The sequence below is a fragment of the Pseudomonas flexibilis genome (genome assembly GCF_000806415.1).
GTDB classification, from domain to species: Bacteria; Pseudomonadota; Gammaproteobacteria; order Pseudomonadales; family Pseudomonadaceae; genus Serpens; species Serpens flexibilis.
This window is the reverse complement of record NZ_JTAK01000008.1, coordinates 13,588-25,735: the sequence shown is the minus strand read 5'-3', so window position 1 is coordinate 25,735 and position 12,148 is coordinate 13,588. Positions and strand designations below refer to the sequence as shown.

At 66.6% G+C, this 12,148-nt stretch carries 11 protein-coding genes and 1 tRNA gene; 3 read left to right on the top strand and 9 right to left on the bottom strand.

Features of this window, described 5'->3' with window-relative positions:
- Window positions 1-11 precede the first annotated feature (11 nt).
- Both serS and cysG read left to right on the top strand, forming a co-directional pair.
- Window positions 12-1,292, top strand: coding sequence for a serine--tRNA ligase (gene serS / locus PT85_RS16300; protein ID WP_039607253.1), 1,281 nt, complete (start codon window positions 12-14; stop codon window positions 1,290-1,292).
- Window positions 1,293-1,432: 140 nt separating this feature from the next.
- On the top strand, window positions 1,433-2,821 hold the full coding sequence (cysG, locus tag PT85_RS16295) for a siroheme synthase CysG (protein WP_039562137.1): 1,389 nt from the start codon (window positions 1,433-1,435) through the stop codon (window positions 2,819-2,821).
- Between the two features lie 45 nt (window positions 2,822-2,866).
- Here the strand turns inward: cysG and PT85_RS16290 are convergent, their stop codons facing one another.
- The 7 genes from PT85_RS16290 to PT85_RS16260 all read right to left on the bottom strand — a co-directional run bounded on the left by PT85_RS16290 (window position 2,867) and on the right by PT85_RS16260 (window position 7,082).
- On the bottom strand, window positions 2,867-3,874 hold the full coding sequence (locus PT85_RS16290; protein ID WP_039607252.1) for a glutathione S-transferase family protein: 1,008 nt from the start codon (window positions 3,872-3,874) through the stop codon (window positions 2,867-2,869).
- A gap of 81 nt (window positions 3,875-3,955) precedes the next feature.
- Window positions 3,956-4,939: a glycosyl transferase family protein gene (locus PT85_RS16285; RefSeq protein WP_039607251.1), complete on the bottom strand. Its 984-nt coding sequence runs from the start codon at window positions 4,937-4,939 to the stop codon at window positions 3,956-3,958.
- The gene (locus tag PT85_RS16280) at window positions 4,936-5,271 is read right to left on the bottom strand and encodes a TusE/DsrC/DsvC family sulfur relay protein (protein ID WP_027591091.1); all 336 of its coding nucleotides are present in this window, start codon (window positions 5,269-5,271) and stop codon (window positions 4,936-4,938) included. The genes PT85_RS16285 and PT85_RS16280 overlap by 4 nt, the downstream gene beginning before the upstream one ends.
- A complete protein-coding gene (tusB, locus tag PT85_RS16275; protein ID WP_039607250.1) occupies window positions 5,268-5,564 on the bottom strand; it encodes a sulfurtransferase complex subunit TusB in 297 nt (98 codons plus the stop codon). Before tusB ends, PT85_RS16280 begins: the two co-directional genes overlap by 4 nt.
- Complete coding sequence (gene tusC / locus PT85_RS16270; RefSeq protein ID WP_039607249.1) at window positions 5,564-5,923, bottom strand: sulfurtransferase complex subunit TusC; 360 nt, start codon at window positions 5,921-5,923, stop codon at window positions 5,564-5,566. Before tusC ends, tusB begins: the two co-directional genes overlap by 1 nt.
- Window positions 5,923-6,315, bottom strand: coding sequence for a sulfurtransferase complex subunit TusD (gene tusD / locus PT85_RS16265; protein ID WP_039607248.1), 393 nt, complete (start codon window positions 6,313-6,315; stop codon window positions 5,923-5,925). Before tusD ends, tusC begins: the two co-directional genes overlap by 1 nt.
- 98 nt (window positions 6,316-6,413) lie before the next feature.
- Window positions 6,414-7,082, bottom strand: coding sequence for a Bax inhibitor-1/YccA family protein (locus PT85_RS16260; RefSeq protein WP_039562147.1), 669 nt, complete (start codon window positions 7,080-7,082; stop codon window positions 6,414-6,416).
- A gap of 137 nt (window positions 7,083-7,219) precedes the next feature.
- Here PT85_RS16260 and PT85_RS16255 point away from each other — a divergent pair.
- Window positions 7,220-7,307, top strand: a tRNA-Ser gene (locus PT85_RS16255).
- A gap of 101 nt (window positions 7,308-7,408) precedes the next feature.
- On the opposite strand, the gene PT85_RS16250 is transcribed toward PT85_RS16255, so the two are convergent.
- Together PT85_RS16250 and PT85_RS16245 are read right to left on the bottom strand one after the other, a co-directional pair.
- A complete protein-coding gene (locus PT85_RS16250) occupies window positions 7,409-9,916 on the bottom strand; it encodes a sulfite reductase flavoprotein subunit alpha (RefSeq protein WP_039607247.1) in 2,508 nt (835 codons plus the stop codon).
- Between the two features lie 85 nt (window positions 9,917-10,001).
- Complete coding sequence (locus tag PT85_RS16245) at window positions 10,002-12,116, bottom strand: TonB-dependent receptor (protein ID WP_039607246.1); 2,115 nt, start codon at window positions 12,114-12,116, stop codon at window positions 10,002-10,004.
- Between the last annotated feature and the right edge of the window lie 32 nt (window positions 12,117-12,148).

Below are 12,148 nucleotides of genomic sequence, written 5' to 3'. Positions count from 1 at the left end.
CGAGAACAGACATGCTCGATTACAAACTGGTACGCACCCAGCTGCAGGACGTCGCCGCCCGCCTGGCGACCCGTGGCTACGACCTGGATGTGGCACGCATCGACGCGCTGGAAAGCCAGCGCAAGAGCGTCCAGGTGCGTACCGAGCAGCTGCAGGCCGAGCGCAACAGCCGCTCCAAGTCCATCGGCCAGGCCAAGGCCCGTGGCGAGGACATCGCGCCGCTGCTGGCCGAAGTCGACCGCATGGGTGGTGACCTGGATCAGGCCAAGCGCGAGCTGGACGCCATCCAGGCCGAGCTGGACGCGCTGATGCTGACCATCCCCAACCTGCCGCACGAATCCGTGCCGGTGGGCAGCGACGAGGAGCAGAACGTCGAGGTGTCGCGATGGGGTACGCCGCGCACGTTCGATTTCGAGGTCAAGGACCACGTGGCCCTGGGCGAGCAGCACGGCTGGCTGGATTTCGAGACCGCCGCCAAGCTCTCCGGCGCCCGTTTCGCCCTGATGCGCGGGCCCATCGCGCGTCTGCACCGTGCCCTGGCGCAGTTCATGATCGACCTGCACACCCGCGAGCACGGCTACGAGGAGTGCTACACCCCGTATCTGGTGCAGGCACCGGCCCTGCAGGGCACCGGCCAGCTGCCCAAGTTCGAGGAAGACCTGTTCAAGATCAGCCGTGGCGAGCAGGCCGACCTGTACCTGATCCCCACCGCCGAGGTGTCGCTGACCAACGTTGTCTCCGGCGAAATCCTCGATGCCAAGCAACTCCCGCTGAAGCTCACCGCCCACACCCCGTGCTTCCGCAGCGAGGCGGGCGCCTCCGGTCGCGATACCCGCGGCATGATCCGCCAGCACCAGTTCGACAAGGTCGAGATGGTGCAGATCGTCGAGCCGTCGAAGTCCTTCGAGGCGCTGGAGGAACTCACCGGCCATGCCGAGCGCGTGCTGCAACTGCTTGAACTGCCGTATCGCAAGCTGGCGCTGTGCACCGGCGACATGGGCTTCGGCGCCACCAAGACCTACGACCTGGAAGTCTGGATCCCCAGCCAGGACAAGTACCGCGAGATTTCCTCCTGCTCCAACTGCGGCGACTTCCAGGCCCGCCGTATGCAGGCGCGCTACCGCAACCCGGAAACCGGCAAGCCGGAGCTGGTGCACACCCTCAACGGTTCCGGCCTGGCAGTCGGTCGCACCCTGGTGGCCGTGCTGGAGAACTACCAGCAGGCCGATGGCACCATTCGGGTGCCGGCCGCACTGAAGCCGTACATGGGCGGCATCGAAGTGATCGGTTAAAGGGCACAGACAGGCCGGCGCAAGCCGGCCTGTCTCATTTGGGGGCAGTGGCACGGAAACTGCTCGACTTGATTTCCGACAAGCGCTGAACTTGCGCGCATGGGCTTTGATGAAGCCTGGCCCCAAAAGGTAAAGATTCCATGGATTTTCTTCCTCTATTCCACAACCTCAAGAACGCTCCGGTGCTAGTGATCGGTGGCGGCGAGGTGGCGTTACGCAAGATTCGCCTGCTGACCGATGCCGGCGCGGTGCCTCGGGTGGTCACCCACGAAGCGCTGGATGAGCTGGCGGCTCTGGTGGCCCGCCATGGCGGCGAGCTGCATCTGCGTGATTACCGAGAGGAGGATCTGAATGGGGTTCGTCTGGCAGTCGCCGCCACCGACGACGAACCGCTCAATGCCCGGATTTCCCGTGAAGCCCAGGCGCGGGGCATCCCGGTCAACGTGGTGGATGCACCGGAATTGTGCTCGGTGATCTTTCCGGCCATCGTCGATCGCTCGCCGCTGATGGTGGCGGTGTCCAGCGGTGGCGACGCGCCGGTGCTGGCGCGCTTGATCCGCGCCCGCATCGAGACCTGGATTCCCGCCGCCTACGGGCAGTTGGCCGGGCTGGCCAAGAAATTCCGTTCGCGGGTCAAGGCGGCGCTGCCGGATGTGCAGCAGCGTCGGGTGTTCTGGGAAGAAGCCTTCCAGGGCCAGATCGCCGAGAGCCTGTTCGCCGGCAAGCCGGCCGAGGCCGAGCGTCTGCTGGAGGAGAAGCTGGCGGGCAGTTCTGCCCGGTCGCTGGGTGAGGTGTATCTGGTCGGCGCAGGTCCCGGCGATCCGGACCTGCTGACCTTCCGTGCCCTGCGCCTGATGCAGCAGGCCGATGTGGTGCTCTACGACCGCCTGGTGGCGCCGGCAATCATCGAACTGTGCCGCCGAGATGCCGAGCGCATCTACGTCGGCAAGCAGCGCGCCGAGCATGCGCTGCCCCAGGAACAGATCAATCGGCGCCTGGTGGAGCTGGCCAAGCAGGGTAAGCGCGTGCTGCGCCTGAAGGGCGGCGACCCGTTCATCTTCGGTCGGGGCGGCGAGGAGATCGAGGAGTTGGCCGCCGAGGGCATTCCCTTCCAGGTGGTGCCGGGCATTACCGCCGCCTCCGGTTGTTCCGCCTATGCGGGTATTCCGCTGACCCACCGTGACCATGCCCAGTCGGTGCGCTTTGTCACCGGTCACCTCAAGGATGGCAGCTGCGATCTGCCCTGGCGGGATCTGGTCGCGCCGGGGCAGACCCTGGTGTTCTACATGGGACTGGTCGGCCTGCCGGTGATCTGCGAACAGCTGATGCGCCACGGCCGTGGTGCCGATACCCCGATCGCGCTGGTGGAGCAGGGCACCACGGTCAACCAGCGGGTGATTACCGGCACCCTGGCCGATATGCCGCAGCGCGTCGCCGAGCAAGCCGTGCGGGCGCCAACCCTGGTGATCGTCGGTGAAGTGGTGCGCCTGCGCGACAAGCTGGCCTGGTTCGAAGGAGCGCAGCGCTAGACATCTAGCCGCCGGCTCGGTGGCCAAGGCTTTGCCTTGACCACCCTACGGTTGGCGGCGCTGCCAGATGCCCTTGCCCGGCAAACTATCGCGTCCATGTGGCGCGAACAGGTCCAGCGCCGGACCCTTGGGCACGATGCCGGTCGGGTTGATGGTCTGGTGACTGGCGTAGTAGTGGTGCTTGATGTGGGTGAAGTCCACGGTGGCTGCCACGCCCGGCCACTGGTACAGCTCACGCAGCCAGCCATGCAGGCTCGGATAGTCGAGGATGCGTTGCTGGTTGCACTTGAAGTGACCGTGGTAGACCGCGTCGAAGCGGATCAGGGTGGTGAACAGGCGCCAGTCTGCCTCGGTCAGGTACTCGCCGGCCAGGTAGCGCTGCCGGCTCAGGCGTTGTTCAAGCCAGTCCAGCTCGCTGAACAGGTCGTCGTAGGCTTCTTCGTAGGCGTCCTGGGTGGTCGCGAAGCCGGCCCGGTACACGCCGTTGTTCACCCGTGGGTAGATGCGCGCGTTGAGCGCGTCGATCTCGCCATGCAGGGGCTCGGGATACAGGTCGAGGGTCGAGCCGGTCAGGCCATCGAAGGCGCTGTTGAACATGCGCAGGATGTCCGCCGATTCGTTGCTGACGATGCGCTGCTGACGCTTGTCCCAGAGCATCGGTACCGTCACCCGCCCGGTGTAGTGCGGATCGTCCTGCCGGTAGCGCTGGTGGAGAAACTCCAGATCATCCAGGGCATCGCCGCTCGAGCCGGTCTGGGGGTCGAAGGTCCAGCCGTGCTCGCGCATCAGCCAGCTCACCACCGAAACCTGAATGATGTCCTCCAGCCCCATGAGCGCCCGGGCGATCAGGGTGCGGTGCGCCCAGGGGCAGGCCAGGCTCACGTACAGGTGGTAGCGCCCGGCCTCGGCTGCGAAACCGCCGGCTCCCGTGGGGCCGGCGCTGCCGTCGGGAGTGATCCAGTGGCGGCGCTGCGCCTGTTCGCGCTCGAAACGGCCATCGCGGGCGGTGTCATACCACTGGTCATGCCAGTGGCCATCGATCAGAAGACCCATCGTCTATTCCCCTCTGTGTGCAGAGGAGTCTAGCGGCGCCAGGCTGATGGATGGGTGAGCTGTTCCGGTCGTTTCTATCGATCAGTTCGATCTGTTGCGCTCAGCCCAGTAGCGCTCGGCAAGGGCAAAGGCCTGCTCGCGCTCATGGCCCAGACCGTGCAACGCCAGGGCGATAGTCGCCTGCACCGCCAGCTCGCCATAGGCATCTGTCGCCTCGCCGCGCCAGACTGCCAGCAGCTGTACCGGGTCCAGCCGCTCGGGCTTCGTGTGCCGTTGCGCGGAGAGCGCCGGCCAGCTCTCGTCGCGGGTTTCGCCGGCGGCGGTCAGATAGAGCGTGGCAGGGCTATCCGGATTGACCTCGATCTCGCCGCCTTCGCCCTTGATGACGATGGCGGTGTCGCCGAGCAATTGGCTGGCGCTGCGGTGAGTCTCCTGATAGCCGGGATGGAAGATGCTCTGCAGCCCACAACGCGCGCCCAGCGGGTTGAGCAGGCGCGCCAGGGAATGAATCGGCGAGCGCAGGCCCAGCACGTTGCGCAAGCCGATCATGTGCTGCAGGCGCGGCATCCACGCGCTGAGCGGAATAAAGGCCAGGTTGTGCCGGTCGAGCGCGTCGCTGACCTGTTGCCAGTCCTGGCACTGTGGAATGCCCAGCAAGGCGAGGACATCCTCGGTATACAACCGTCCGGCGGTGTGGTCACCGGCGCCATGCACCAGGGTGCGTACGCCTTGGTTGGCCAGGCACTTGATGGCCAGCAGATACCAGGGCAGATGGCGCTTCTTCCCGGCGTAGCTGGGCCAGTCGATATCCACCGCAATCGGCGGGGCGTCGAGGCGGGCACGCACCGCCTCGGTAAAACCGGCCATCTCCTCGGCGCTTTCCTCCTTGTGGCGCAGCAGCATCAGGAAGGCGCCCAGCTGCACCTCCTCGACCTGGCCGTCGAGCAGCATGCCCATGGCGTCGCGGGCCTCCTCGCGGGTCAGTCCCCGGGAGCCGCGCTGGCCCTTGCCGAGGATGCGCACGTATTGGGCAAAGGGATGTTCGAGCGAGGTATCGAGCGTCATATGCAGTTCGTCGGCTTTGGCAGGCCGGCCAGCTTGGCGGCCAGCTTGGCGGGAGTGCCCTTGAACAGGCGGTTGAGGTGCAGGCTGTTGCCCTTGTCCGGCCCCAGCTTCAGGGCTACGTACTTGATCAGCGGCCGGGTTGCCGGCGACAGCTGGAACTCGGCATAGAAAGCCTGCAGCAGGTGCAGGATTTCCCAGTGCTCTGCGGTCAGTTCCAGCCCTTCTCGCGCTGCCAGTGCCGCGGCGATGGCGTCGTTCCAGTCGTGACGGTCGGCCAGGTAGCCGTCCTTGTCCAAGGCGATGGTCTGCCCGTTGACCTGCAAGTCGCTCATAGCCAGCCGTTCACCTTGTCGTATTGCGCGCACAGCTCGACGAACGCCGGGTAGTCCACTGGAGTAACCCGTTCGGCTGCGCCAAGATTGCGGGCCTGCAGGTCTTCCTGCAGGGCATACAGACGAACCGTTGCGGGCAGGGTTTGCAACAGGGACCAGGCCTCGCTGCTGGTATGCAGCGCCTGGCAGGCATCGCCGCACAGCAGCAGGGCGTCGTCGGCACCCAGCAGGCGCAGGACACTGTCCAGCGGCTGGCGCCAGGGGGATTGGCTGAGCAGGTGCAAGGTAGTCATCAGAGAGTCATCACCAGATCGAAACGGGCCAGCAGCGCCGGCAGTTCCGAGCCGTGCAGCGGGGTCACCGGCAGGCTGAGCGTGGCATCGGCCAGGCCGCGACGGGTCAGGCTTGCCTGGCACACATACAGATCATCCACGCCGAACAGCGGCAGGGCCTGCAGGTTGGCGCTCAGGTCCTTCTGCTCCAGCGCGGCCGCCTGCTGACCGACTGGCAGCTGGAACACGCCGTCGTCCATGAACAGCAGGGCAATGGGCAGCTCGAACGCTCCACCAGCCAGGGCGATATCCAGTGCCTCGCGCGCGGCGGTGCCAGCCCAGGGTGACTGGCGGCAGATCAATAGGAGGGACTTGGCCATCAGTCGCCTCCGAAGCAGACCAGGCGGTCCGCCAGTTGCGCTGCTTCGTGCAGCTGGCCAAGCCCCGACAGCTCCCACGGCGCGCCCGTGCTGATCGCCTCGCGCTCGTAGCGGCGGGCTTCCTCGGCATTCAGTACGCCACGGCGTAGGGCAGCGGCGATGCACACCACGCCGTCCAACCGGTGCTCTGCCACGAATGCGCGCCATTGCGCCGCCATGTCCAGCTCGTCCTGCGGCGCGACCATTGCGCAAGAGGCGTTGTAGACACCGTCCCGGTAGAAGAACAGGCGGACGATCTCGTGTCCGCTGGCCAACACCGCCTCAGCGAAGCGCAGGGCCCGCCGCGACGCAGGCGCATGAGGTGGGGAGAAGAGGGCAATGGCAAATTTCATGGCTCGGATACCGCGACTACAGGCCGTCATCATACCCGCGACGGCACCGGAAACGAAAAGGCCCGCGCGAGGCGGGCCCTTTCATTAGAGGCAACCGATCAGTCGTCGCTGCCCATGATCCCGAAGATCTGCAGCAGGCTGATGAACAGGTTGTAGATTGACACATACAGGCTGATGGTGGCCATGATGTAGTTGCGTTCGCCACCGTGGATGATCTCGCTGGTCTGGTAGAGAATCACCGCCGAGGAGAACAACACGAAACCGGCGCTGATCGCCAGTTGCAGGCCGCTGATCTGGAAGAACAGGCTGGCCAGCACAGCCGCCAGGAGCACGAAGAAGCCGGCAGTGATGAAACCACTCAGGAAGCTCATGTCCTTGCGGGTGGTCAGCACATAGGCGGACAGGCCGAAGAACACCAGGGCGGTCATGGCGAACGCGGAGCTGATCACCTCGGCGCCATTGGCCATGCCCAGGTAGTGGTTGAGGATCGGGCCCAGGGTGTAACCCATGAAGCCGGTGAGGGCGAAGGTGGACAGCAGGCCCCAGCCGGAGTTGCGCAGCTTGGCGGTGAGGAAGAACAGGCCATAGAAGCCGATCAGCACCACGAAGATGTTCGGGTAGGGCAGACGCATCTGCTGGGAGACATAAGCGACGATGCCGCTGAACGCCAGGGTCAGTGCCAGCAGGCCGTAGGTGTTGCGCAGCACGCCGCTGACTTCGCGCTGTTCCACCTGCGCGTGATTCAGTGCGTAGTTACGTTCTTGCATGAGGCTCTCCTGTCGAGGAAGGCATTTGAGATGGCCGGATCATAGCAAAACCCCGTGGCAGAGGAACCCGCAGTGTTTGACAGTGTGTTGCGATCCGGTACTATTGCCGCCCGCGCCGGACGGCGCGGTTTCTTTTCGGAAGTGTGGCCGAGTGGTTTAAGGCAGCGGTCTTGAAAACCGCCGACGGGCAACCGTCCGTGAGTTCGAATCTCACCGCTTCCGCCATCTGATTCGCTGAAAGCCCCGCACTGCGGGGCTTTTGCGTTTCCGAGCACTGTATATCCGAGCCAGCCCATGCTGCGCCGGCGCGGAAGGCCGCCCGGCCTTCAATACACATCGCGCCGGTAGCGCCCGGCCTCGACCAGCGCCCGCACGGCTTCGGCGCCCAGCAGCTCGTGCAGCGTGGCGTCGACCCCCGCGGCCATGCCGTCCAGGCTGCCGCAGACATACAGCGCCGCACCTTCGGCCAGCCAGTCGCGCAGGCGATCCTGCTGTCGGCGCAGCAGATCCTGGACGTAGAACTTGTCCGGCTGATCGCGGGAGAAGGCCAGGTCCAGGCACTGCAGATCGCCGCATTCCAGCGCCGCCTGCAGTTCCGATGCGCAGTGGAAGTCGTGGGTGCGCTGGCGCTCGCCGAACAGCAACCAGTTGCGCCGCTGCCCAACCAGGATGCGTGCGCGCAGCAGGGCGCGCAGGGCGGACAGGCCGGTACCGTTGCCGATCAGGATCAGTGGGCGGTCATCCGCCGGAAGGTGGAACGCGCTGTTGCGGCGTATCCGACCCAGCAGTTGCTCACCCTCGGCCAAGTGAGCGGTCAGCCAGCCGGAGCAGAGGCCCAGGTCGTCGCCGGCGTGCCGCACCTGGCGGACGAACAGCTCCAGCACCCCATCGGCCGGGATGGAGGCGATGGAGTACTCGCGGCTGGCGAGCGGCAACAGGCTGTCGACCAGTGCCTGTCCGTGCAGGCCGACCCGGTGGGCGAACGTTTCCGGCAGTTGCCGGGTGCTCAGTGCCTCGGCCAGGCGGACCGGCTGCCCGTCGAGCTCGACGGGCTCGTCGGCGTCGCCTCCGTGGCGCTGCAACCAGGCCACGACCCTGGCCTGCGCATGACGTGGACGGATCTCGAGGATGTCCCCGGCTCGCCAATCGCTCGGGCCATTCAACGTCAGGGTAAGCCGGAAGACCGGACCGCCCTGGCTGCCAGGATTCAGAAGCTGGCGCCGCTGGAGGGTCCAGCCGGTCCAGCGGTGGTCATGCCAGGCGGGAACTGGCGTGCCGGTCAGCTCGCTCAACTGGTGTTGCCAGTGCCGCAGGGCGCTCGAGTCCTGGTCGTCGACCTCCACGGACTCGAACAGGCGTCTGCCGCCCTGGCGCTCCAGCCAGGCGTCGACGCGGCGGGCGAAGGCGCAGAACTGCGCGTAATGCCGGTCGCCCAGGGCCAGCACCGCATAAGCGAGCCGATCCAGCGGCAGGGTGGCTCCCAACAATCGGCGCTCGAAGCCTCGGGCGTTGTCCGGCGCTTCGCCGTCGCCGAAGGTGCTGAGCACGAACAGGGCGCGAGGGTGCCGGAGCAGGCTTGCCGCGTCGAGGCGCGCCAGGGGTTCGACGCGCACTGCCAGGCCGGCGGCCTGCAACTGGCTGGCGCTCTGCCAGGCAAGCTGTTCGGCGAAGCCGCTCTGGCTGGCGTAGCCGATCAGCCAGCCATCTCCAGGCGCGGCATTTGGTGTGCTGCGGGCCGCCCGCACGGCGCGGCGCTTGCGACGGCGATCCAGGTAGAGCAGCCAGCCGGTAACCAGGAACAGCGGCATGAGCGCGCTGGCCAGCAGCATGAGAACTTTGCCCGGCAGGCCGAAATACTCGCCTGAGTGCAGCGCGTAGACGCTGGTGAGTAGGCGGGCCGTGAACGTCTTGTCGGCATAGCGTTCGTGGCGGACGATCGCCCCGCTGCGCGGATCGAGCTGCAGCAGGTTGAAGGCACGGACGTGCGCGGCGTCGCGCAGAATGTAGAAGACCGTCGCCGGCTGGCCTGCCGCCGCCGGGAGGCGCAGATTCCAGGCGATCAGCTGCGGGCCCGCCGCCTGCTGTATGCCCTGCCAGAGGGCGGCGTAGTCCGGGGTCGCCGGTGCATCGATCGCTGGCTGGCGGGCTTGCACGGCCGGCGGCGGGTCGGCCAGCAGCGCGGTAAGGCCCGCGCGATACCAGTCGTATGACCAGTACAGCCCCGTCAGGCTGGCGCACAGATAGAGCGGCAGGACCCAGGTCCCGGCGACCGCGTGCAGGTCCCAGTGGAAGCCGCGTCCGGTCTTGCGCCAATCGAGACTCAGCCAGGCGCGCCAGTGGCCGGCCTGGCGCGGCCAGCGCAGATACAGCCCGGACAGACACAGGAAGACCAGCATCAGGGTGCTGGCCGCGGTGATCTGCTTGCCGGTCTCGCCCATGGCCAGCCAGCGGTGCAGCTGCAACACCACCTGGAAGAATTCCTGGCCGCGCGGGGTACCCAGCACCTGCCCGTTGGCGGGGTCGAACAGGATGCGCGCGCCACGCCGCTCGCCGGGAGGCGGCGCCAGGTAGGCGGTGGCGGGACCCGCATGGCGGTCGTCGATGCGCAGATCCACGACCCGTTCACCACTGCTCGATTCGAGCCGGGCAACCAGCTCGCCGAGCTCGAGCCGCGGCGCTTCGGCCGTTGCGAGCTGTCCATGGCCGCTGTTGAGCAGGCGGAGGATTTCGCCCTCGAAGCTGTACAGGGCGCCCGTCACGCCCATGACGGCCAGCACCAGGCCGGCGCTAATGCCGAAGAGCCAGTGCAGCTGGAAGAGGGTTTTCTTGAACACGAGGGTACATCCATGGGGTATCGGAATTCCTGCGGAGCCGATGCCGCCGGCGAGCGCTGGCAGCATCCGCTCCGCGGGGAGCGCCTTAGAAGTCGAGCTGGTAGCCCAGGGTGAAGGTGCGCCCGCGCCCGGCGAAGTACTGATCGTCCCGGGTGCTGGCAGCCTGGGCGTAGTAGGTCATGTAATCGCGGTCGAGCAGGTTCTCGACCCCCAGGCTGACCTCGCCGACCGGCAGACGGTAGCCGAGCGAGGCATCCACCAGGCTGTAGCCGTCGAAGTGCAGGCCGGGGGTGTCGAAGCTGCGGCTGGCGTAGTGGTTGGCCTGCAGGCGGCTGTTCAGCCGGTCGGTCCAGCGGGCCTGCCAGCTCAGCCCGAGGCGGTCCGGCGCGATGTTGGCGCCGTCCAGGTCGGTGTCGACCTTGCCGTCGCCGTCGGTGTCGGATTCACCGGTGAGCCGGGCATAACTGGCCTGCAGGCGGTGCGCGTCGCTGACCTGCCAGCCAGCGGTGGCCTCGACGCCGGCGATCTCGGTGCGCTCGCGGCGCACCTGGAATACCCCGCCGACCCGCTCGAGCCGCGAACCCAGGTCCGAGTCGGACTCGAAATAGCTGATCTCGAAGTCGACCGCCTGGCCGCTCAGGCGCAGGCCGACCTCGCGGTTGTCGGTGACCACCGGCTGCAGGTCGAGGAAGCTGTCGACCCGCTGACCGGGCTGGCTGATGCCGCGCAGCACGCGACCGACATCGGGCATGCCGAAACCTTCCGAGTAGTTGGCGAACAGTTGCGCCCACTCGTTGACCTGGAATACCACCCCGGCGTTGTAGAGGGTTTCCTCGAAGTCGGGCTTGCCGCCTTCGACGCTCACGCCGGCGGGCGGGTTGTTGGCGGCGAGGGTGCGGAAGCTGTCGACCTTCAGTTCGGCGAATTCGTGGCGCACGCCACCGTGCAGGGTCAGGCGGTCGGTGGCGCGCAGTTCGGCCTGGGCGAACGGGGCCACATTGCGGAACACGGTTTCCGGTACCCATTCGCGGTCGGTGGCGATCAGCATCTGGCGCGTGGTGTCCTGCAGGACGTCGATGCCGCCGGTGAGCTTGAGGTGCCCGTGGAACAGGCCGTCGCGACTGAGGCTGAGCTTGCCGCCGAACTTGTCCGACTCGTTCTGTGACTGATCGAACAGCGTTCCGACCGGGGCGATGGCGGCATCCTGGAAGCTGCCCAGGACCCCGCCGCCGTAGCGAGCGCGAAAGCGCTGGCCGAACAACTGGGCGGTAAGCAGATTGCCGGCCAGGTCGGCATCGGTGTAGGTCAGCGCGCCGGCCAGCACATCGTTCTGCGGCGCCTTGCCCAGTGGTTGGCCCTTGCGCGAGGTGGCCGGGATATCGGCGGCGCGGTCGCCTGGCACGTTGACGTAGTCGTGCTCGCCTTCGAGCTGGAAGCGGTTGACCATCAGCTCCAGGTTGCGGTCGGAGTCGAACCAGTAGCCGAGCTTCGCCAGCAGATCGGTGCTGGTGGAATCCATGATGTCGCCCTGGGTGTCGTCGACGCCGATCAGCCGGTCGTTGGCGTCGTAGTGCATGCCGCGGCTCTGGCCGCTGATGGCGGCCAAATAGTCCCAGTCGCCCTGGTTGCCTTCGATGCGGTAGTCGAGCTTGTAACCCATGCCCGCGCCGGCGAAGTCGTCGGCGGCTTCCAGGCTGACGCCGGCATGCTGCTTGAGGGTGCCGCCCTGCGGCCGGCGGGTGACGTAGTTGATGATCCCGCCGGTGGCGCCCAGGCCGTGCTCGGCGCTGGCGCCGTGGATCACCTCGATGCGCTCGACCATCGACAGATCAAGGGTGTAGCCGTCGCGCCCGCCGGCACGCAGGGGCGTGGATTGCGGTACGCCGTCGATCATGATCAGCGCCGCCCGGCCCCGGAAGGTTTCGCCCGCGTTGCTCAGCTTCTGCCGGCTGGGCGAATAGGAGGGGATCAGATTGCTCAGCACCTGGCCATGGTCCGAGGTGATCGCCAGCTGTTCCTCGATCTGTGCCCGGGTGATGACGGTGATCTTCTGGGGTGTCTTGCCGACGGCGCTCTTGCCGCGAGTGGCGTTGATGGTGAGGGTGTCGAGTTCGAGCGTTTCCGCGGCGATGACCGTTGCGCAGGGTACGGTCATGAACGCCAGGGAAATGCAGACGCAGAGGCGGGTTTTGCGGAACACGTGAAAGCTCCAGGTGGTTTTTTATTGAGGCA